Consider the following 20879-nt stretch of genomic DNA (forward strand, 5'->3'; position numbering starts at 1 on the left):
ATCTGACTCTACGGAACCTTCAAAAACCTGATCGGCCTCCAAGGCCGAATGATGGCTGATGACGAGGCGGATTTTGCGGTAAAAGAGTATGGCGGTGTTGGGCCGGATACCCAAGACATCGGCAGCCGAACGGCGGTAACTTCCGGCACAAAATATCTGAATAGTGTCTTCTGTGCTTTTTTGCTTAATTTACAGTTTGTTATCTTCATTTTAGCAGCCTGTCATGACTGCTAATCTACGTCAGCCCCTTTCTTAAAATAAAAATTACGATTTTTCGGCATCATAGGTCTGCAACGCAATCCACAGAAGTTTGGGAAGTTGACCGCTATCGAAATCTGCAAAGCAACCTCAGAATATGCGGAAAACGCGGCTTTGTTTTGGGGTAACCGCCATGGCCGTCATTTTGCAGACAAGGTTTTGAACAGACTGTACAACAGATTGAACCGCCAAGCAGCAGTAACGGCAACAAGTGGAGTACATGGACGCTCGGTAGCCATTTTGCTTGAGAAACCAGCCTGTTACAAATCATGCCCGCACTACCTTATTGCTTATTGCAATTCTGACCGCACGGTAATAGAAAAGTCCAACATCAGACTTCTACCTTATTCAGTAGTTGCAGATGACTAACTCTCCGCCAGTCTTTTACATTTTATCGTGGTCGATGATGTCAAATATCGTACGAAACTGAGCCACTCCCCATTTGTTACAAACTGTCTCGCTTTACCATAAAGCGGAACCCAACCTAGATGTTATGCATGTAAACCATCGCAAAAGTGCACTGGCTTTTCCTAGATATATTGCTGTGCAAATTGAGAAATTTGCGGTAATCAACAATATACCCGAAATACCCGAACTAGGCCTGAGTATAACGGGGCACAGGGGAAAACAGGCATAAAGCCTGCGGCCTTTTCCGGTTTTACAGCTTCGCGGCCACTTTTGCCGCTGCTTCCGCTCGTTCGCGCCGGCTCAGCTCGGGCAGATGGGTGTTGAGCGATGACCATTTCTGGCGGCTGCGGGCCTTATTCAGCTCGGCCGGCAGTTTCGCGGCCTGCCACGGGGTTTTGCCGCTCTGCATTTGGATTTCGGCCTGCGCCGCATGGCCGCGCGTTTGCAGGGCGGCAAGCAGATCTAAGGCGCGTGCGGCCAGCAGGGTGAGGGTTTCCGGGTCGATATGCAGGGTTTGTTTGCCCGACAGTTTGTCGGTAATCGTCTGCATATTCGGCAACACGCCGCCGAGCACGCCGCCGATGGCGGTGCCCAAACCGAGCGAGCCGCCGAGCGTAACCATGTCCACGCCCAAGCCGATTAATGCGCCGGTGGCGGCGCCTGTGCCGGTGCGGATGCCGTATTCTTTCAGCAAATCTGCATCGAACGGGTCTTGTCGGAACGCCTTGAGCACCCATTCGCCGGTGTCGATTTCGTTATGGTAAAAACGGTAGGTTTGGAACAGTTGTTGCTGAAGCTGCCGCTCAAGCTGTCGCACAGCCGCCTGCATGGTCTTCAGCACGGGTTCAGGGTTGTCGCTCTCATCGATTTCCTGCTTATAAGCCGCCACATCGAGCAGAAAATGAGCGATTTCGCTGCGTGCTTCGTGGTCGAGCTGCTGCCATTCGCGGCGGCGCACCGCAATCAGGCGGTCGATAATACTGCGTTGGGGCAGCATGGTGGCCAAACTGCTCCACAAGCGTATTTCTCCTTCAAAATCAAAGGCTACAGTATCAAAACCGCTGTAAACGTGGAGCGTGTGTCGCGCCAGCATCTCCGTCCATCCGCCCAAATCCTGCCCGCCGATAAAGTTGAATACCGGCATCATCGGCTTGGCGCACCACGACAAAACCTTTAGTTCCTCTTTGTATTTATCCAGCACCGGCTCGCGCGCGTCCACCACATACAGTGCCATATCGCTTTGCAGCAGCTGGCGCAGCACTTTGGCTTCCTGATTGAAATCGCCCGCCGCTTCGGGGCTTTCGAGAAACCGCTGCAAACGCTCGATGCCGTCTGAACGGCTCGAAGTGTTGACTTCCAGCCAGTCGAGCACGCCGCCCGCATCTTCCAGCCCGGGCGTGTCGTAGAGATACACCAGCGTTTCGCCACCGTCGTTAATCGCCGCCTGCTCCACATGGCGGGTGGTGGCGGGCGCGTTTTTCACTTCACCGAAACGGCTGTCGCGCAACAGCGTGCGCAGCAGTGAGGTTTTGCCGGTGTTGGTGTGGCCGACCACGGCTAGGGATAATGAACTATTTTTCATGATGAATAATTTATTGATGTAAAATCACTCTCTTCAGAACTATGCTCTCTTAAAACTTTAGGAATCCATTCAATAAAATAGCAAGCTAATTTATAACTTTCATATATTTCTTCCGTAGTCTTATTTAATGAAAAATTAGCATAATCTTGATGAACTAATCTGTTCCTATCCAATCCTAAGCTTATAAACTCTTTAATTGATTTATTTAACTCGATAGATTGATTTTTTTCGTTTATTGCATACTTTTTGAAGTCTTCTCCAAATAAAGCAAAAAAAGGATTTGCACTACCATTATTCCAATCGAACCATGTATGATATTGTCGATTAATTGCCTTACTTTTTACCAACTCCGTTATAATGCTTCTAGGGCCAGTTATTTCACTTATATATTCAACAACTATACCAGTTAACTTAGTTTCAAAATGGCTTGCAATTGAGAGTAAGAGAGTTTTACGATATAAATCTTTTACAGAACTGCTAAAAGATAACTCTCCAGAATCTATTAAGAATTTATCTAACTCTTCAGATTCTCGATATATTCGATCAATAGAATCAGACATTCTGCCCCTTTATTTAATCTTTAAATCGAATAATTTCAATCGCACGATCTAATCGTTTATTTACATTCCTAGCATGCGTAGTGCCTTTTAATAAAGCTTCAGAAAACTCTACATCATTGGCTAATTCATGAATACTATCTTTTTCAATTAATTTTGTAATACAATCCTTGTTATCATATACTTTTTTACATGCAGCAAAAAACACTGCTTCAAATATTGCAATATTGAATAAACTACCCCTAGATCTGCTTCTAAATGACTCACTAGGAACCTGTGAACAGGCAGCAAGAAATGACTTAAATAAGCCTTCCAAATATTCTATTTCTTCAGCAGAGTATCCCTCACATGTTTTAGAGAATTGATTTAGAAACTTGGCCATAGATGGTTTATATTCATCTTTTTTCATTAGCATTGCAAAAGATCTAAGCAATATTTCAATATCTTTCATGTGAACATCCAAATTTGATGCTCCAAGTATTTTTCTCCATTCAGGAAGCCTATTTATCCTAAATAACATATCATAAAATTTTGAATGATACATGCTTACCCTAATTTCCTGCGGCCTTAAGTTAACTCCTCCTGTATTTAGTCGATTAAATATTTCAAACATAGATGAATCATCATTAGTTGGTGCATTTTGTTTTACAATAATATTTCTAATAGGCCTTAAATCAAGTTGAGTTCTATCATCTCTTAAAGTTGAATAATTTAAACCATGAAATTTATTTTCCTCATTAGATAGATTTGACAATTTAAGATTAAAATCTTCAAAATAATTATTATTATGTAAAATATCATCTGGTATTTTGTGATTATTATCAAAAATATTACGAAGTTCCGCTCTTTTTTCTTTTCTAGGAAATCTTTTCCTTATGAAATAATAAATAGACATTAGCCTTTGTTGCCCATCAATAACAAGAAATTTATTTCTCGTTTTTTCATAAAGAAATAATTGTGGGACAGGTAATCCTAATAATAATGATTCAATTAATTTAGAGGAACGACCAATATCCCATACAAAATTCCTTTGAAATCCTGGTATACTAACAGCTCCAGATTCAATAAAACTATACAAGGTCATGACATTAAAATCATTTGGAATTGCCGTAATGTCATATCCATCAGCCAATAAATCATCTTCTTGATCTACATAATCATCAACAACTAACTCTGTATTTTCAGAATACATAATTGACTCCTTTAATTTTAAATTAGGGTTTTATAAAATTTCACCATACGCTGTCGTAATATTTTTTGTTTTAAACGGCCTCTTGCCCCAGCCTTTCCCTTTGGCTGATTCGGGGCGGGTCCAGCCACGGCAGGCGGCGTTCGGTGAGCGCGGCGTGCCATTGTTTCAAATAGTCTTCAAGGCCGTCTGAAACGTTTTTTTCGGCCAAAAGCTGCACCACCGCCCCGCCCTGCGCGGTTTCGGCTATGGCGGTGAGTTGGCGCAGGATGCCGCGGTCAGGCATGTTGCGGGCGCGCACACCGATCAGCAGTTGGGCGGGATTGGCCTGCAAATCGGCTTTCAGCGCGGCGACCGCATCGCGGCCGGCGGCGGTGCCTTTGTTTAGCCACTCTTGCCCCAAAACATGTTGGAACCAGGTTTTATCCGCCCATTCGGCATCGAGCATCACCGCCCATTTAGGGGCATTGCTGAGGCTGATTTGCGGGGCGGCGGCAACGGTTTCGCTTTGGGTGTCGGCATCGACCACGCGCTGCTGCCATTGCTGGATGATTTGCTGGTAATAGGGTTTTTCGAGCGGCAGCGTGCTCATGCTGCGGCGGGAAAGAATATAGCAGGCAAGCCATGCTGCGAAGCGGGGCAGCAGGCCGTAGCAGACGATGCTGCCGATTAACAGGCCGCCCCACCGGCGGGCAGCGGCAAGGTTGTTGTTCAGACGGCTGTTTAAAACGACATCGGCATCGGGTATAGGAAAGCCGAGTTGGGCAGGCAGCCAGCCAAGCGCCTGAACGGCCTGCACGAAAACGGCATCGCTCAAAATGGTGCTTTCCCAATTGAAAGTGTATTGGCGCACGGCCAGCAGTAAAACCGAAGCCGCCAGCATACCCGACAAGGCAGAGAGCCACAGGCGGTGGGTGGTGCGGCCGATCAGCCAGCGGGTAGCGGGCCTGCCCCATTCATCGCTATACAGGCGCAAAATGGCTTGATTAACGGGGTCTTTGCCGCGTACCCATAACGCGGGGTCGGCAAACAAGCCGTGCGGTTTGAAGCGCGGCAGCAGCACACTGCCCAGCCATAACAACAGCATCAGCGTGTGCACGCCGAGCACGCCAAAGAGCACGAAGAAAAAATTCAACCCCTGCTGCTGCATCAGCGTTGCGGTGCCGGCAAAGCCGCCAACCAGCCAGAAAGCGGTGGCGGCCAGCAGCAGCCGGGAAAACAGGCTGCGCACGCGCTCGAGGCTGTCGTGCAGCCTGCGGTCGCTGTCTATCATTTCGGCGCGGCGGCAGAGCTTGGTTTCGGCGCTGCCTTCGGCATGGCGCAGAGCTTCGGTGAGCGGCTGCGGATCGGCGGCGAAAATATAGCCGCGCTCCTGCAAAAGGCGCACCAGTTCGGCGAGCTGGCGGGGCGGTATGAGCATGGTTTTGGAAAGATAAGGCCGTCTGAAAAAACGGAGTCATTCTAACACAGCGCCTCGGGCTTTCAGACGGCCTAAACAGTGGTTTTCAAACAACCCGGCGGCATCTTTGCGGCAGATTCGGTATGCTTTTATGGTTAACAATGTTAAAGTTTGCCCATAGGCATATCAAAAATTGCAAAGGAGTGCAACATGAACACCCGCCACCTGATTATTCCGCTGCTGGCCGCCTCCTGCTCCGCATGGGCCGATAACGCTGCCGAATATCGATATACAGGCACCGGCCCCACATCTGCCGCCGCACCTGATAACGACACTTGGGCCGACCGCCGGCACAAAGCGGTAAAAAACCGGCTGAAATCATGGGCACACAATATAGACGATTGGTTCGGCGAACCCGACCCCGACAACCCTGCCGATGCCAACCTGCGCGTGATGATCGACACCAAATGGAACAAATACGACCATTTTTCGGTGAAACCGCGCATACGCGGCAGGGTGAAACTCCCCGTGTTACAACAGCGCATAAACGTGGTGTTCGGCGACGACTCCCTAGATAACGAACCGCGCAACAACATTCAGATTTACGAAGAAAACACCTCACCCGAAAACAAAACCTTCGATAAAACCCACAGCCGCGAAAGCAACTCATCGCTGGCATTGCGCTGGTCCGGCATCGGCAAACGCTCCGGCATCGACACCGATGCCGACATCGGCATACGCTCCGGCAACGACCTCTACCTGCGCCTGAAAGGCAGCAAAGACTGGCAGCTCGGCGGCGATTTCAGCACCCGTTTCGAGCCAATCTACCGCTACGGCATCGACAGCAAACATTATGTACGCACCAATTGGGAAGTGCGCCGCTTTCCCGAAGGCAACACCTTCACCGCCAACCAGTTCCACCTTCAATACACCCGCAACAATGACGAAGAATGGACGTGGGGCAACAGCCTCTACCGCCAGCACAACCTGCCCGGGCACAAACGGCTCAATTACGGCATCTACACAAGCGGCAACATCAAAGCCCGAAAAGCCAAGCTCAACAGCTACGGCCCGTTTGCAGGCTGGCGGCAGCCTATTTGGCGCGAGTGGCTGTTTGTGCAGACCGAAATCAATTATTTAAACAACCGCGAAGAAAACCGCCCCCACCATATCGGCACGCTGCTGCGGGCAGAGGCTTTGTTTTAGGAGCTGACGTAGATTAGCCCCCTTTTTCCTATTCAGAGAGCCTGAAACTCACCCTATCTGATCACCACGTTGTTCGGCAGGTCGTCTGCCGCTGTCTCTCCGTTACGCGGGAAGTGTGCGGTTAAGATGGCGTTTACTTCCCGCAAGCCGTTTTCCAAGCCTTCTACGAAGGCTCCGCGCTTGAAGGCTTCGCGCATGGTTTCGCAAACGTGCTGCCACTGCTCTTCTCCCACTTTGGCGGCGATGCCTCGGTCGGCCACTACTTCGACAGCATGGTCGGCAAACGACACATACACCAGCACGCCGATATTCAGCCCGGTATCCCACACGCCCAACTCTCCAAACCACTGCCAGGCGCGGGTACGGGGTTGCAGGCCGCCCAACACGGCGCTGCCCGGATAGCGCGATTCGACCACAAAGCGTATCTGTCCTTGATGATGCTGCTCGGATTCGCCGATATGGCGGCTGATACGCTGCAAATCGGCGGTGGGGAAATACCGTTCGACACGAGCGCGCGGGTGCAGCCAATGTTGCCACAAGCGTTTGAATTTGTTTTGTTCCATTACCAGCCTCCCGATGCGCCGCCGCCGCCGAAACCGCCGCCGCCGCCACTAAAACCTCCGCCGCCGAAGCCGCCGCTGCTCCAGCCGCCGCCACCGAAGCCTCCCCCGCCGAAACCGCCGCCTCCTGAAACAAACGCCCCGCTGCCGACAACAAACGACACCAACATACCGGCAACCGCAGCCAATGCACCGACTATCGCGCCGAAACCGAGCAGCAGTGCGGCAGCAAACATCACGCCGCCCGTCAGCAGGCTGCCGGCAAACCGGCCGAACACCGCTTTCAGAAAACCGCCGGCAACAAACGGTAGTATCAACAGCAGAATCAGGTTGTCGCTACCGCCTTCCCCGCTGCTCTCTTGCTGCGCTTGAGGCAGTTGTTCGCCGGCAATCAGCTTCTCAATCTGCACCACGGCGGCGCTGATGCCTTCATCGGTTTTGCCTTCGCGCAGATAGGGGCGCAGAATGTCTTCGAGAATGCGTTTGGCGTACACATCGGGAATCGCGCCTTCGAGGCCGCGCCCTACGGCCAGATGGGTTTTGCGTTCATCCCGCACCAGCAGCAGCAACACGCCATCGCTGTGTTGCACACGGCCGAGTTTCCATTGCTCCATCACGCGCGCGGCATAGTCGAATGGGGTTTCCGGCTCGATTCCAGGCACGGTCAGCACCGCAATCTGGCTGCCTTTTTCGCGGCTGTATTGCAGCAAATGCGCATTGAGTGCCTGCCGCGCCTGCGGCTGCATCATCTGCGCCGTGTCCATCACCGGGTCGGTAAGCTGCGGCACGGCGGCAAACAGCCACGTGCCGGCCAGCAGTAAGGCGGCGAAAACGCCGATTCGCTGTATCACTGTTTGCACGGCTTTCCTTTCCCATCGTTTTTCAGACGGCCTATCGAGATTGGTGCGGCCGTCTGAAAACTTTGCCCCGGCTGCCGGGGCGGAAAACTGTTCAGACGGCCGGTATCCCGCAATCTATGAATCTATGCAGGCCGCCCGTTAAAACTCGACCTTGGGCGCGGCAGATACGGCTTTTTCGTTTTCAACGCTAAACTGCGGACGCGCTTTCATGCCGAAGATTTTGGCCGTGATGTTTTGCGGAAACTGGCGCAGGTTGGTGTTATAAACCTGCACCGCTTTTATGTAGTTGTTGCGCGCGAGCGTAACGCGGTTTTCGGTGCCCTCGAGCTGGGCCTGCAGATCGCGGAAGTTTTGGTCGGCTTTAAGCTGCGGGTAGTTTTCGGAAACCACCAGCAGGCGGGATAGCGCGCTGCTCAATTCGCCCTGCGCCTGCGCATATTGCTTGAGCTTTTCTTCATCTGCGGCATCTTCGGCAGTCATTTGGATGCTGCCCACCCTGCTACGCGCGGCGGTTACTTCGGTAAATACCTGCTCTTCGTGTTTGGCGTAGCCTTTAACGGTGTTGACCAAATTCGGAATCAAATCGGCGCGGCGCTGGTATTGGTTGAGCACTTCCGACCAAGCCGCATCGGCCGCTTCGTCCTGCGTCTGCATGGTGTTGTAGCCGCAGCCGCCAAGGGCGGACAGCGAAGCGGATACGGCGATAATGGCCAGCCATTTTTTCAGCATTATGATCTCTCCGTGAAAAAATAATCAAAGGGCTTCAAACGGCCTGAAGTTGCCGGAGCCGTCTGAAAACATTGGGAGTATATAGAAAACCGCCCCGACAACAAACTCTAAACCACAAACGGTTATTGTGCAGCACGGCCTTTTGCCGATACAATTACCGCCGATTACATTAACCGCAAAATCGATTCATGCAGCAAAACACCGTATTTGTAACCGGCGGTGCCGGCTTCATCGGCTCCGCGCTTGTGCGCTACCTTATTGAAAACACCGACACCAAAGTGGTGAACATCGACAAACTCACCTACGCAGGCAACCTGCAATCGCTGGAGGGCGTGGCTGCCAACCCGCGCTATGTGTTTTCGCACACCGATATCTGCGACCGCGCCGCACTCGATGCGCTGTTTGCAGAACACCGGCCTCGCGGCGTGATGCATTTGGCTGCCGAAAGCCATGTCGACCGCAGCATCACCGGCCCGGCCGCCTTTATCGAAACCAATATTGTCGGCACCTACACCCTGCTCGAAGCCGCGCGCCGATATTGGAACACGCTCTTCGAGCCCAACAAGCCGCAGTTCCGCTTTCACCATATTTCCACCGATGAAGTGTTCGGTGACCTCCACGGTTCAGACGGCCTGTTTACCGAAACCACGCCCTACGCGCCCAGCAGCCCCTATTCGGCCAGCAAAGCCTCCAGCGACCATCTCGTGCGCGCCTGGCAGCGCACCTACGGCCTGCCGGCAGTGCTCACCAACTGCTCCAACAACTACGGCCCCTACCATTTTCCCGAAAAGCTGATTCCGCTGATGATACTCAACTGCCTGGCGGGCAAACCGCTGCCCGTTTACGGCGAAGGCAGGCAAATCCGCGACTGGCTTTATGTGGAAGACCACGCCCGCGCCTTGTGGACGGTGTTCACCCGTGCCGAAAACGGCGAAAGCTACAACATCGGCGGCCACAACGAGCGGCAGAATATCGATGTGGTGCGCACCATCTGCGCCATTCTCGATGAAATCCGCCCCGTTGCCGGCAACCCTGCCGCGGCAGGCCGCATCGCATCATATGCCGAGTTAATCACCCACGTTGCCGACCGCCCCGGCCACGATGTGCGCTACGCCATCGATGCCGCCAAAATCGCACGCGACTTGGGCTGGAAACCGCAGGAAACCTTTGAAAGCGGCATACGCAAAACCGTGCAGTGGTATCTCGACAACGAAAACTGGTGGCAGGCCGTGCTTGACGGCTCATATCAGGGCAAACATTCGGACTCATGATAAGAACGGCTTGTCAAACCGATGGCTTTCAGACGGCCTGCCTCCCCGCCGCCAAACAACATATAAGGCCGTCTGAAAAACAATAACAAAAAGAAAAGGAACAGCATGAAAGGCATTATTTTGGCCGGCGGCTCCGGCACCCGCCTCTACCCCATCACCCGGGGCGTGTCGAAACAGTTGTTACCCGTTTACGACAAGCCCATGATTTATTACCCGCTCTCGGTTTTGATGCTGGCAGGCATCCGTGACATCCTGGTCATTTCCACCCCCGATGATATGCAGGGCTACCAACGCCTGCTCGGCAACGGCAGCAGCTTCGGCATCCACATCAGCTATGCCGTACAGCCCAGCCCGGACGGCTTGGCGCAGGCCTTCATCATCGGCGCACAGTTTATCGGCAGCGACCGCGTGTGTTTGGTGTTGGGCGACAATATCTATTTCGGCGAACATTTCAGCAACAAACTCACGGCAGCGGCCTCGCGCGAAACCGGCGCCACCGTATTCGGCTATCAGGTGGCCGACCCCGAACGTTTCGGCGTGGTGGCGTTTGACGAAAACTTCAAAGCCGTTTCCATCGAAGAAAAACCCGCCCGACCCAAATCCAACTATGCCGTTACCGGCCTGTATTTCTACGACAACGATGTGGTTCAAATCGCCAAACAAATCAAGCCCTCCCCGCGCGGCGAACTGGAAATCACCGACATCAACCAAACGTATCTTGCCCAAGGCCGTCTGAATGTCGAGCTGCTCGGGCGCGGTTTCGCCTGGCTAGACACCGGCACCCACGAGAGCCTGCTCGAAGCCGCCCATTTCGTGCACACCATCGAAAACCGCCAGGGCCTGAAAATCGCCTGCCTTGAAGAAATCGCTTTCGGCAAAGGCTGGCTCTCTGCCGGAGAATTGGCAGAGTGCATCAAGCCCCTGGCCAAAACCGGCTACGGCCGCTATCTGCAAAAGCTGCTCGACAGCGGCCGCAGGGCCTGAAACCGGCTTTTTGTTCAGACGGCCGGCCGCCGCATACAGGCAGGCCGTCTGAAAAACCAACTTTTTTCGATAGGAATTGATATGCAGATTATCGATACCGCTATTTTGGACGTAAAAATCATCCAACCCAAAGTGTTCGGCGACGAGCGCGGTTTTTTTCTCGAAACCTTTGAAAAAAACCGCTACCGCGAAATGCTCGGCATTGAAGCCGATTTCGTGCAGGACAACCACTCGCGTTCGCAAAAAGGCGTGTTGCGCGGCCTTCACTTCCAAACCGAAAACCCGCAAGGCAAACTGGTGCGCTGCGTACGCGGCGAAGTGTTCGATGTGGCTGTCGATATCCGCCCCGATTCGCCCACTTTCGGCAAATGGGCGGGCGTGATGCTCAACGAAGACAACAAAACCCAATTTTGGATCCCCCCCGGCCTCGCCCACGGTTTCGCCGTGTTGAGCGACAGCGCCGATTTTGAATACAAATGCACCGATTTCTATAACCCCAAAGCCGAAGGCTGCCTGATTTGGAACGACCCCGATATCGGCATCGAATGGCCGCTGCGCAACCCGCTGCTCTCCGCCAAAGACCAACAAGGCAAAACCCTGGAGGAACTGTTTAAATGAGAATTCTGCTTACCGGCTCCAAAGGCCAACTCGGCCGCTGTTTCAAAGACCGTCTGCCCGAAGATTGGGAGGTGATTGCAGCCGATTCGGCCACGCTCGACATCACCGATGCCGCCGCCGTGCTGAATATGGCGCGCAGCTTCCAGCCCGATGCCATCGTAAACGCTGCCGCCTACACCGCTGTGGATAAGGCCGAAAGCGAACGCGAAAAGGCCTTCACGGTAAACGGCACCGCCGTGCACAATCTGGCCGCCGCCGCCCGCACAGTGAAAGCCCGCTTTATCCACATCTCCACCGATTATGTATTTAACGGGCTCGGTAAAACACCCTACACCGAAGCCTCGCTGCCCGACCCGGCCGGCGTGTACGGCAAATCCAAGCTGGCGGGCGAGCTGCTGGCGCTGGCCGCCCACCCCGACAGCCTGATTCTGCGTACCGCATGGGTATTCAGCGAATACGGCAATAATTTTGTCAAAACCATGTTGCGCTTGGCCGCAGAGCGCAGCGAACTTTCGGTGGTCAACGACCAAATCGGCAATCCCACCTATGCCGGCGATTTGGCGCAGGCCGTCATCGATATGCTCCGCAGCCCCGCCGTTCCGCGCGGCATCTATCATTTTTGCGGCGATAAGCCGGTAAGTTGGTATGAATTTGCCGAGCGTATTTTTCAGACGGCCGCCGATCACAACCCGGCTTTCAAAACGCCTGTGCTCCGCGCCATCAGCACCGAAGCCTACCCCACTCCCGCCCCGCGCCCGCCATACAGCGTGCTCGATTGCAGCAGAATCCGAACCGAATCGGGTATCGAGCCTTCCGACTGGCAAAAAGCCTTGGGCCGGGTGGTGGAACAACTGACCGAACAGGCTGTTTGACATAAAACTCTGCAACAATCCGGGAGGCCGTCTGAAACTGTTCAGACGGCCTCCCGGATTGTTTGATTGCGTTATACAGTGAAATGGATACCCACTACCGCCTACTGCTGCGCCCTACCATACCACAGCCCGCCCGCTTTAAAATAATGGGGCTTTGACCCGCTTTGCACTATACCGTTACGGTTGTTACCACACTCCGCATACTGTTTGCTGTTTGCAGCTTGCTGCCCGATACTGAAAATATCCAGGCTCACTACTTATAACATCTGTTTAATTGATCACATCTGCGGCCTGCTTCCCGGTTTATTTTCACCGACATCACCAGGCCCAACGGAAACAAACATTTTCAGAGAGCGCTATACAAAATCTCAAAGCATAACCAAATTTTATTTTTCCGTATCCACTTATGCCCAAATGACGGCAACCCGCTGTTTCAGACGGCCTAAGCAAATCCGGCAAAAAACCCTCTTCCCATGCCCTTCCGTTTTTTGTTTTCACAGCGCACCGGCCAAATCTCTTTAACGGCGGCGGGAAACAACCGAAAACCAAACATGGCTCAATGCCTGTGATTCAATTCTGCCCCGGACAGCCATTCTTCTTCCCCCGTCTCCACCGTGTAATCCTCATTTACCCAAGCACCCAAATCAATCAGTTTGCAGCGTTCGCTGCAAAACGGGCGGAAAGGGTTGTCGGCAGACCATTTGTTTGCCCTTCGGCAAGTCGGGCATTTCACCCAAACATTTTTTTGAGCCATACACATTCTCTAGGTCGGGTCGAAACTGCACATCATCAGCTTAAACGGTACATCTTCGGCTGCCGGCCTGCCCCGTGCATACTCCTGCGAAGCCTCCAAAAAACGGATATGGGTAACGTATTTATTGGCCGAAATTTCAGGCAGCACCTGATGCTGCATGCCCACTTCGATGATTAACATATGGATGCTTTGCGTCAAACTGCTGCTTTGATAACTGCCTTTCTGTGCCACGCAGTCAACCGTAACAGCATTGCCCCGCAAAATAGACAGCAGCATACCGACTGCTTCTTGGGTAGGCAGCAAAGTGGCCGCCCATTTCTGCAAATCGGCCAAGCGGTGCGCGTATGGCTGTTGCTGCCAAAAATAATAGGCCGGCAAATCAAACGGACTGGTGCCGCCGGCCACCGACATACGCTGCTTAATAGCCATCAGCCAATCGTTTTCACGTAAATGCTGGCCGAATTTCTGTTTGATTCCCTGCAAATTTTCGGCCACCGCATGCAGCTGTGCCGATAAAGCGGTCTGCCCTCCTCCAATCCGGCCGACTGCCGCAAACTGCTTTTGCCGCTCCAACTCCTGCAAAATATCCAGTTTCAACTCCGCCCGGCCTGCACATTCCATAATTTCAAACAAGGTGAACAGTGCCAAATGATGCGGCCACGGGCTGTTTTCCTGCCTCAGGCTTTCTGTATGAAAACGCCTGAACAAGTGTTCGATACGTAAAAAACTGCGTACCCGCTCGGAAAGCGGGTGCTCGAAACGAATCATGGATTTGCTCCCGTAAAACAGGAAAAAAGAGCCAGGTAATAGCGGTGCAGGCGCCGCACCTTGCCTGCCAGCTCCGCTAACGTGCCTTCGTTGGATAAAACATCATCGGCAGCCAACAAACGGTCTCTGCGGCGGGCCTGCGAGGCCATGATGCGTTTGATTTCTTCGGTTTCGAGCCCGCTGCGGCTATATACGCGCCCGACTTGGGTCGTTTCCGAAACATCCACCACCAAAATACGCTCGGTCAGCCCGGAAAATACGGGCCGCTCTATTAAGAGAGGAATATCAACCACTCCGTAAACCTGTCCGACTACACTTTGCCGCCTCCGGATTTCCGCCAAAATCAGGGGGTGCATGATGTTTTCTAAAATCTGTTTGGCCTGAGGCCGTCTGAAAACCATATCCCGCAACGCGGCACGTTTCAGACGGCCTTCCGCATCAAACAGTTGGTTGCCGAGTGCTTTCCGTATTTCGGGTAAAGCTGCACCGTTATCCGCCGTTAAACTGCGGCTGACCGCATCTGCATCAATCACCGGCACCCCCAAGCGGGCAAATTCGGCAGCGGCTTGTGATTTACCGCTGCCGATTCCTCCGGTCAATCCTACCCAACATACCATGCTTCAAAGGCCTCCTAACCGTTTGGGTTTTCTCTGCCTGCCGGCATCCTTTCATGCAATTGCCGCCCCTTTTTTTCAAGATAGGGCTTCATACGATATTGTGCAGCATTTTAAAACCCGGAAACACCCAGCCACCATCTCACTGCGGCACTGATTTTGTCGTTAGCAATAAAAACCAACCACCCTGCTACAGCCAAACTGGGGCCGAACGCAAACGGCCGGCCTTTCGCCACCCGCATCACCAACGCGGCAACTATCCCGATCAGGGCGGCTATAAATACCAATACCGGCAATACGCCTGCTCCCAACCATGCGCCCAGCGCTGCCAACAGCTTGAAATCACCGCCGCCCATGCCGATTTTACCGGTTAGCAGTTTGTAAATATAACACAACATCCACAGGCTCATATATCCGCAGACTGCGCCGAGTACGGCTGAAGCAAGCGGTACGAACGTGCCGTTCAAGTTGAACAGCAAACCTAGCCATATCAGCGGCAGAGTTAATTGGTCGGGCAGATATTGTGTGTCGGCATCGATAAAGGCTAACGCAATCAACATGGCGGTGAAGATCAAACCGCCCAAAGTAACCATGCTCCACCCGTATTGGCACGTTACAGCAGCAAACAATATACCGGTCAGCAACTCTACCAAAGGATAACGCTTGCTGATGGGGGCTTTGCAGCTCCCGCATTTACCGCCCAACAGTAAGTAACTGACCACCGGAATATTCTGCCACGGCTTAACCGGTGTATAACATTTCGGACAACGGGAGTCCGGTTTAATCAAATTAAAGGGCTGCTGCTCTGCCGCCGTCAGTTCCAAACCCAGGTGTTCTTTGGCAAATACCGTCCATCCGCGCTCCATCATCACCGGCACACGGTAAATCACTACGTTTAAAAAACTGCCTGTCAATAAGCCGGTCAAAGCAGCCAAAGGCACCGCAAAGGGTGCCAGCCCGTGAAGAAATGCCAACATTTCAGCCCACCACGTTACCCAAGTTAAACAGGGGCAGATACATAGCCACGAGAATAACGCCGATAATCGACCCAAGCACCACCATGATGACTGGCTCCATCAATGATGAGAGCTGTGCAACGGCATTGTCCACTTCATCTTCATAGAATTCGGCGGCTTTGTTCAACATATCGTCTAACGAACCGGATTCTTCTCCAATAGCGGCCATCTGTAACACCATATTGGGAAACATATCGGTGCCCTGCATACTGGAGGTCAGCGACAAGCCTTGGGTAACTTTGGCACGAATATCTTGAGTGGCCTCTTCATAAAGAATATTGCCGGCTGCCCCGGACACCGAATCCAGCACCTCTACTAAAGGCACGCCGGCAGTAAACAATGTGGCTGTGGTGCGCGCCCAGCGTGCAATCGTGGCTTTGCGCACAATATCGCCGAAGATCGGCAGCCTGAGTAAAGCCGCATCAACCCGTTTTTGCAACATTGGTGATCTTTTATACCATTGATACAGACCGAAGCCGGCAACAATGGCACCAACCACAATCACCCAGGCATACTTCACCATCAAATTCGATATATTCATCACGATTTGGGTTAATCCTGGTAGTTCTGCACCCATACTGCTATACACCTTGCCGAACTCCGGCAACACAAACACCATCATGATAAACACCAGCACGACAGCTACCACCACAATAGCAATCGGGTAAGTAAGCGCGCTTTTTACTTTCTTTTTGATGGCTTGGGTTTTTTCTTTATATACCGCCAACTTGTCCAATAACGACTCAAGCACGCCGCCCGCCTCACCTGCGGCAATCAGATTGCAATAAAAACGGTCGAAATATTTAGGATGTTTAGAAAATGCCTTGCCCAATGCGCTACCCTGCTCCACATCTGCACGCACCTGCATCAACATCTGCGTCATAGAAGGGTTGGAATGGCCGCGCGCCACGATTTCAAATGCCTGCATCAACGGCAGGCCGGCTTTCATCATAGTAGCAAGCTGACGGGTGAATACGGTAATGTCTTCCTGAGTGATCCGCTTTTTACGCACCGCTTTAACCTTGCTTACGCGTAGCGGTTTAATACCGCGCCGCTGGAGCTTTTTGCGCGCCTCTTCTTCGTTTTTGGCCACCACCTCACCGCGCACCATTTGCTCGGTGTCTATATTTCTGCCCTCAAAAGAAAAACGCACGCCCTTGTCTTTTTTGGCCGAGCGGCTGCCTATACTGCTTTTGGTCATGTTTTACCCCTTAAAATAATCAAACTGTTTTTTAGAGACTGTCAAGCAATCAATTTATCCCGCATTCTGATACGAACAGCAGATATCAAAACTGATTGCACAACAAAATTGCAAAGTTGATATAAGATTGATTGATGACAGTTTCTTAAAATCATCAATCGTTGGTGTGAGCTAAAACTTCTTCTAAAGAAGTTATCCCCTGCATTACTTTTAACAAACCGGAACGGCGCAAATCCACCATACCTTCTTTATAAGCCATATTCATAATATCCACTTCGGTGCCGTTATTCATAATCACCCGCTGCATTTCTTCGGTAATCGGCATTACCTCATAAACACCGGCACGGCCTTTATAGCCTTTTCCACGGCAGCTATCACACCCTACTGCACGATACATTACCCAGTCTTTAGCCAAATCTTCGTCTGTAAAACCCGCTTTTTTCAAAGCCGATACAGGCGGGCGTTCCATCGGCGCCTTGCAGGCCTGGCATAAGCGGCGCAATAAGCGTTGCGCCATGATCAGGCTGACCGAACTGGCAATATTGAAAGGAGCCACCCCCATATTCAACATACGCGACAAAGTGGCCGGTGCATTGTTGGTATGCAGAGTAGAAAACACCATATGCCCGGTTTGTGCGGCCTTAATGGCAATATCCGCTGTTTCCAAGTCACGAATCTCGCCCACCATAATGATATCCGGGTCTTGGCGCAGGAAAGACTTCAGCGCTGCCGCAAAAGTAAGTCCCTGTTTATCATTTACGTTTACTTGGTTGATACCCGGCAGATTAATCTCGGCCGGGTCTTCCGCAGTGGCAATATTCACACTCTCGGTATTCAAAATATTCAAGCAGGTATAAAGCGACACTGTTTTACCTGATCCGGTAGGGCCTGTTACCAGCACCATTCCATATGGGCGGTGAATGGCTTCCAGCAGCATCTCTTTTTGAAAAGGCTCGAAACCGAGTTGATCGATATTGAGTGCCCCCGCATCCGAATTCAAAATACGCATCACTACTTTTTCGCCAAACAGGGTAGGCAGCGTACTGACACGGAAGTCAATCGGGCGGCCGTGCTTGTGAAAAGCAATTTGAATACGACCGTCTTGCGGCACACGTTTTTCTGAAATATCCAAACGTGCCATCACTTTGATACGCGATGCCAACTGGCCGCGCACAGCCACAGGCGGCTGCACCACTTCGCGCAGCTGGCCGTCCACGCGGAAACGCACCCTCGCCATCTGTTCGTAAAACTCGAAATGGATATCGGACGCACCGGCATTCAATGCATCTGAAAGTGTTTTATGGATAAAGCGGGGAATCGGCCCATCTTCCGCCTCTTCATTATCGATATACAGCGCCTGGGCAGGAGTGGAGGCGTCATGCTCCTTGCTCATTTCGTTCAAGATAGAAGTCGAGCGCTGACCCAGCCACTCAAGCAGGGTGTTCAGTTGATCATCGCACACCACAACTAAATCAACCGATATACCGGAAGCGAAAGCAATTTTTTGAAAACTCTGAATTCGGGTAGGATCAGACACCGCGAAATAAACTTTTCTCCCCCGCTGAAAAATCGGAATACAGCGGTTTTGCAGCATCTGCTCTTCTGAAAGCACATCTGAAAGGATATTGCTGCGCGGATAATAACGCAGATCCAACAACGGATAACTAAACACCCTCGCCAGCAACTCCCCCAACGCTTTGGGCGTAATCACACCTTCTTCAAACAACAGAGGAAGGATGGACTTATTGCTTTTCAATACGCTTTGATACCGTTCGACTTGTGCTGCATCAACGATTTGGCTTTGCACCAATACTCTTAATATACCGACGCTCATGTTGTTATTCCTGCCTGACTGCCTGATATACAGGCAATTGCCATTATTATTAAATATGTCATTCATTATACGGCATCAATGATGATTTTCCGCACGACATAAACCCGCAATGTTGTTTCATACCTGATAAAACTATTCCGGCAAAAACAATATCATTATAAGCGAACAGGCCGGGTAAACCTACCCGGCCTGTATTCAAATACATTCAATTTTATATTTATTCAGCGTAAAAGCAACAGATAAAAAATAACCGCATGATTGCGGTAAATGGTGGCCAGAGGCGGGATCGAACCGCCGACACACGGATTTTCAGTCCGTTGCTCTACCAACTGAGCTATCTGGCCGTACCTGAGAAAGTATGTATTAAAACAGAATCACCCATACGGCGCAAGTTTTTTGTAAAAAAAGAGTGTTACTTTAAGGTAAGCAGCTATTTTTTCTAAAAATAAAACCGGCATTGTTGCTTACAGAATGCACAATCACTCCTCAAAACATCTGCTTACCGCAAATATTTTGCCTAAACTACCGATTATCTGTAATATAAACCGAATATCCAATATAGGTAAGATTTTAAATAACTGCAAAGTTTTTTTACTTCTTTAAAAGAATCAAATTCTTCAAGAATAAAAACGATGCAAATTATGATAAATACCACACAGCGTGGAATTCTCTTTTCTCCAAAATAGGTGTTTACTATGAGTATTGTTGCCATTGATATACATCCCCAGAAAACATTTTCAGAGCTCTGCCCGAACGAGCTTCCCGTACCGGATGCGCTATCCATTGTTCCCCATCTCAACCGCCAAGCCGCTTGGGCGCACTACCGGGTTTTAACCAAAGACGCGCACAGCCCCCACGAACCATGGCAAACTGAAAGCCAGGAGCACTATCTGCCGATGGAAATGGCCGGAGACTGGGTGAGCCATGCAGTTTTGGGTACCAAAGGTTATGAAAGCCTTCCCGGCCTGCCCCTGCCCGACAACTACCATTTTTTAGTGCATATCGGGTTGGAAAGCCACACCCATACTTTCGGTGCCTGCTTTCACGATATGGCAGAAAATATCAGCACCGGCCTGATAGAATGGCTGACCAGCCGCAATGCCGAAACCTTGATTGTCGGCGGCTTGGCAACCGAATATTGCGTACAGGCCACCGTGCTGCAGCTTTGCTGGTATGGCAAATGGCGCGTAATCGTCAATTTGGACGCCTGCCGCAGCCTGAACACAAAAGAAGAACGCCAGGCCATCTACAATATGGAAAAAGCCGGTGCACTGATTGCACACCACACCGATGATATTCCTACCTTATTGACTTAAAACCAAGAAGCTCCCCGCGTTGTTTACACTTTTCGTTGTTGCTTAAAACCTATTTTGGAATCTTTGAGCGCGATCAAAAATGCAGAAAGATAGAGCAAATCTGCCCGGCTCTCAAGCATACTCAAAAATCACAACCATCATTTCAGCGAAAACAAAAGCGGTATGGTATAAAAAGTGTAAACAACCCAACCTTTTCCAACACTGATAGTGAGTGGATCCGCTTCATTTCCGTTACAGCACTGCTGTGCCTTGCCGTACTGCCCCCGGTGCCTGCGGCTTGCTGATTACATACCAAAAATCAAAGCGGATCCACTACATATTCCTGCCGCAGCGAAAGCGGTTTTATTTCGATGGCAAGCCGCTTTTTAGAAATAAAGCCCTGCCCGTTACCTTCAGACGGCCGTCTGAAAAATATTTTTAACAAAATACCGCTTTAAGGGCTTGAATTTACCGCACGCAGCCCTATTTTGCCTTCCGTTCAAAGCAAAATACTGCGCACAATCTCGGCGCGCCGTATTTTTTTCTCAACAGCCTTATATTCAGGCATTTGTTTTTATTATCTATTTGGAGCATATACATGACTATCCGCCCCCTGCACGACCGTGTAGTCGTCAAACGCTTGGAAGCTGAAGAAAAAACCGCATCAGGCATCGTTTTGCCGGGTGCAGCCGCTGAAAAACCCGATATGGGAGAAGTTATCGCCGTCGGTGCCGGCAAAATCGGCCGCGACGGCAACCGCCGTCCGCTCGATGTAAAAGTCGGCGACAGAATCATCTTCGGCAAATACAGCGGCCAAACCGTGAAAGCCGATGGCGAAGAGCTGTTGGTGATGCGCGAAGAAGATATCTTCGGCATTGTCGAATAAAAGACAAAAGGCCGTCTG

22 protein-coding genes, 1 tRNA gene and 1 pseudogene are annotated in these 20879 nt (G+C 51.2%); 8 read left to right on the top strand and 16 right to left on the bottom strand.

The window, feature by feature from the left end:
- Positions 1-209, bottom strand: a pseudogene (locus IR141_RS04145) (IS1595 family transposase); the annotation flags it as partial.
- A gap of 109 nt (positions 210-318) precedes the next feature.
- Between IR141_RS04145 and IR141_RS04150 the strand changes: the two are divergent.
- Complete coding sequence (locus tag IR141_RS04150) at positions 319-627, top strand: hypothetical protein (RefSeq protein WP_135034407.1); 309 nt, start codon at positions 319-321, stop codon at positions 625-627.
- 289 nt (positions 628-916) lie between these two features.
- On the opposite strand, the gene IR141_RS04155 is transcribed toward IR141_RS04150, so the two are convergent.
- The 4 genes from IR141_RS04155 to IR141_RS04170 form a co-directional block, all read right to left on the bottom strand.
- Entirely contained in the window at positions 917-2248 is a 1332-nt protein-coding gene (locus IR141_RS04155; protein WP_194198374.1) for a GTPase/DUF3482 domain-containing protein, read from the bottom strand.
- Positions 2245-2808 carry a HEPN domain-containing protein gene (locus IR141_RS04160; protein ID WP_135034409.1) on the bottom strand — a complete coding sequence of 188 codons (564 nt, stop codon included), beginning with the start codon at positions 2806-2808 and terminating at the stop codon, positions 2245-2247. Before IR141_RS04160 ends, IR141_RS04155 begins: the two co-directional genes overlap by 4 nt.
- A gap of 13 nt (positions 2809-2821) precedes the next feature.
- On the bottom strand, positions 2822-3997 hold the full coding sequence (locus IR141_RS04165; RefSeq protein ID WP_135034410.1) for a DUF262 domain-containing protein: 1176 nt from the start codon (positions 3995-3997) through the stop codon (positions 2822-2824).
- Positions 3998-4067: 70 nt separating this feature from the next.
- Entirely contained in the window at positions 4068-5414 is a 1347-nt protein-coding gene (locus IR141_RS04170) for a DUF2868 domain-containing protein (RefSeq protein WP_194198375.1), read from the bottom strand.
- 189 nt (positions 5415-5603) lie between these two features.
- Here IR141_RS04170 and IR141_RS04175 point away from each other — a divergent pair, with 189 nt between their 5' ends.
- Positions 5604-6599 (top strand): hypothetical protein, encoded by a 996-nt coding sequence (locus tag IR141_RS04175; protein WP_135034411.1) that lies wholly within the window; start codon positions 5604-5606, stop codon positions 6597-6599.
- 53 nt (positions 6600-6652) lie between these two features.
- Here IR141_RS04175 and IR141_RS04180 read toward each other — a convergent pair whose 3' ends face one another.
- The 3 genes from IR141_RS04180 to IR141_RS04190 all read right to left on the bottom strand — a co-directional run bounded on the left by IR141_RS04180 (position 6653) and on the right by IR141_RS04190 (position 8748).
- A complete protein-coding gene (locus IR141_RS04180) occupies positions 6653-7162 on the bottom strand; it encodes a TPM domain-containing protein (RefSeq protein WP_135034412.1) in 510 nt (169 codons plus the stop codon).
- Positions 7162-8019 carry a YgcG family protein gene (locus IR141_RS04185; RefSeq protein WP_245231721.1) on the bottom strand — a complete coding sequence of 286 codons (858 nt, stop codon included), beginning with the start codon at positions 8017-8019 and terminating at the stop codon, positions 7162-7164. Before IR141_RS04185 ends, IR141_RS04180 begins: the two co-directional genes overlap by 1 nt.
- Before the next feature lie 138 nt (positions 8020-8157).
- Positions 8158-8748 (bottom strand): LemA family protein, encoded by a 591-nt coding sequence (locus IR141_RS04190; protein ID WP_135034413.1) that lies wholly within the window; start codon positions 8746-8748, stop codon positions 8158-8160.
- A 188-nt stretch (positions 8749-8936) separates the two neighbouring features.
- On the opposite strand from IR141_RS04190, the gene rfbB reads away from it, so the two are divergent.
- The 4 genes from rfbB (at position 8937) to rfbD (ending at position 12493) form a co-directional block, all read left to right on the top strand.
- On the top strand, positions 8937-10019 hold the full coding sequence (rfbB, locus tag IR141_RS04195) for a dTDP-glucose 4,6-dehydratase (protein WP_135034414.1): 1083 nt from the start codon (positions 8937-8939) through the stop codon (positions 10017-10019).
- Positions 10020-10124: 105 nt separating this feature from the next.
- Entirely contained in the window at positions 10125-11003 is an 879-nt protein-coding gene (gene rfbA, locus IR141_RS04200) for a glucose-1-phosphate thymidylyltransferase RfbA (RefSeq protein ID WP_135034415.1), read from the top strand.
- An 81-nt stretch (positions 11004-11084) separates the two neighbouring features.
- On the top strand, positions 11085-11621 hold the full coding sequence (rfbC, locus tag IR141_RS04205) for a dTDP-4-dehydrorhamnose 3,5-epimerase (RefSeq protein WP_135034416.1): 537 nt from the start codon (positions 11085-11087) through the stop codon (positions 11619-11621).
- Positions 11618-12493: a dTDP-4-dehydrorhamnose reductase gene (gene rfbD / locus IR141_RS04210; protein ID WP_135034417.1), complete on the top strand. Its 876-nt coding sequence runs from the start codon at positions 11618-11620 to the stop codon at positions 12491-12493. The genes rfbC and rfbD overlap by 4 nt, the downstream gene beginning before the upstream one ends.
- A 556-nt stretch (positions 12494-13049) precedes the next feature.
- On the opposite strand, the gene IR141_RS04215 is transcribed toward rfbD, so the two are convergent.
- The 7 genes from IR141_RS04215 to IR141_RS04245 all read right to left on the bottom strand — a co-directional run bounded on the left by IR141_RS04215 (position 13050) and on the right by IR141_RS04245 (position 19024).
- Positions 13050-13247: a DNA gyrase inhibitor YacG gene (locus tag IR141_RS04215; protein WP_135034418.1), complete on the bottom strand. Its 198-nt coding sequence runs from the start codon at positions 13245-13247 to the stop codon at positions 13050-13052.
- Positions 13248-13256: 9 nt separating this feature from the next.
- The gene (zapD, locus tag IR141_RS04220; RefSeq protein ID WP_135034419.1) at positions 13257-14015 is read right to left on the bottom strand and encodes a cell division protein ZapD; all 759 of its coding nucleotides are present in this window, start codon (positions 14013-14015) and stop codon (positions 13257-13259) included.
- Complete coding sequence (gene coaE, locus IR141_RS04225) at positions 14012-14632, bottom strand: dephospho-CoA kinase (RefSeq protein ID WP_135034420.1); 621 nt, start codon at positions 14630-14632, stop codon at positions 14012-14014. Before coaE ends, zapD begins: the two co-directional genes overlap by 4 nt.
- A 110-nt stretch (positions 14633-14742) precedes the next feature.
- Entirely contained in the window at positions 14743-15606 is an 864-nt protein-coding gene (locus IR141_RS04230; protein ID WP_135034421.1) for an A24 family peptidase, read from the bottom strand.
- Between the two features lies 1 nt (position 15607).
- Positions 15608-16846 carry a type II secretion system F family protein gene (locus IR141_RS04235; RefSeq protein WP_135034422.1) on the bottom strand — a complete coding sequence of 413 codons (1239 nt, stop codon included), beginning with the start codon at positions 16844-16846 and terminating at the stop codon, positions 15608-15610.
- A 154-nt stretch (positions 16847-17000) separates the two neighbouring features.
- On the bottom strand, positions 17001-18680 hold the full coding sequence (gene pilB, locus IR141_RS04240) for a type IV-A pilus assembly ATPase PilB (protein ID WP_135034423.1): 1680 nt from the start codon (positions 18678-18680) through the stop codon (positions 17001-17003).
- A 268-nt stretch (positions 18681-18948) separates the two neighbouring features.
- Positions 18949-19024, bottom strand: a tRNA-Phe gene (locus tag IR141_RS04245).
- 351 nt (positions 19025-19375) lie between these two features.
- On the opposite strand from IR141_RS04245, the gene IR141_RS04250 reads away from it, so the two are divergent.
- Complete coding sequence (locus IR141_RS04250; protein ID WP_135034424.1) at positions 19376-19996, top strand: isochorismatase family protein; 621 nt, start codon at positions 19376-19378, stop codon at positions 19994-19996.
- A 298-nt stretch (positions 19997-20294) separates the two neighbouring features.
- Here IR141_RS04250 and IR141_RS13780 read toward each other — a convergent pair whose 3' ends face one another.
- On the bottom strand, positions 20295-20420 hold the full coding sequence (locus IR141_RS13780; RefSeq protein WP_255518792.1) for a hypothetical protein: 126 nt from the start codon (positions 20418-20420) through the stop codon (positions 20295-20297).
- A 153-nt stretch (positions 20421-20573) separates the two neighbouring features.
- Here IR141_RS13780 and groES point away from each other — a divergent pair, with 153 nt between their 5' ends.
- Positions 20574-20861 carry a co-chaperone GroES gene (gene groES, locus IR141_RS04255; RefSeq protein WP_135034425.1) on the top strand — a complete coding sequence of 96 codons (288 nt, stop codon included), beginning with the start codon at positions 20574-20576 and terminating at the stop codon, positions 20859-20861.
- Positions 20862-20879 lie beyond the last annotated feature (18 nt).

This window comes from Neisseria sp. 19428wB4_WF04, from assembly GCF_015235335.1.
In the GTDB taxonomy this organism is placed as follows: domain Bacteria; phylum Pseudomonadota; class Gammaproteobacteria; order Burkholderiales; family Neisseriaceae; genus Neisseria; species Neisseria musculi.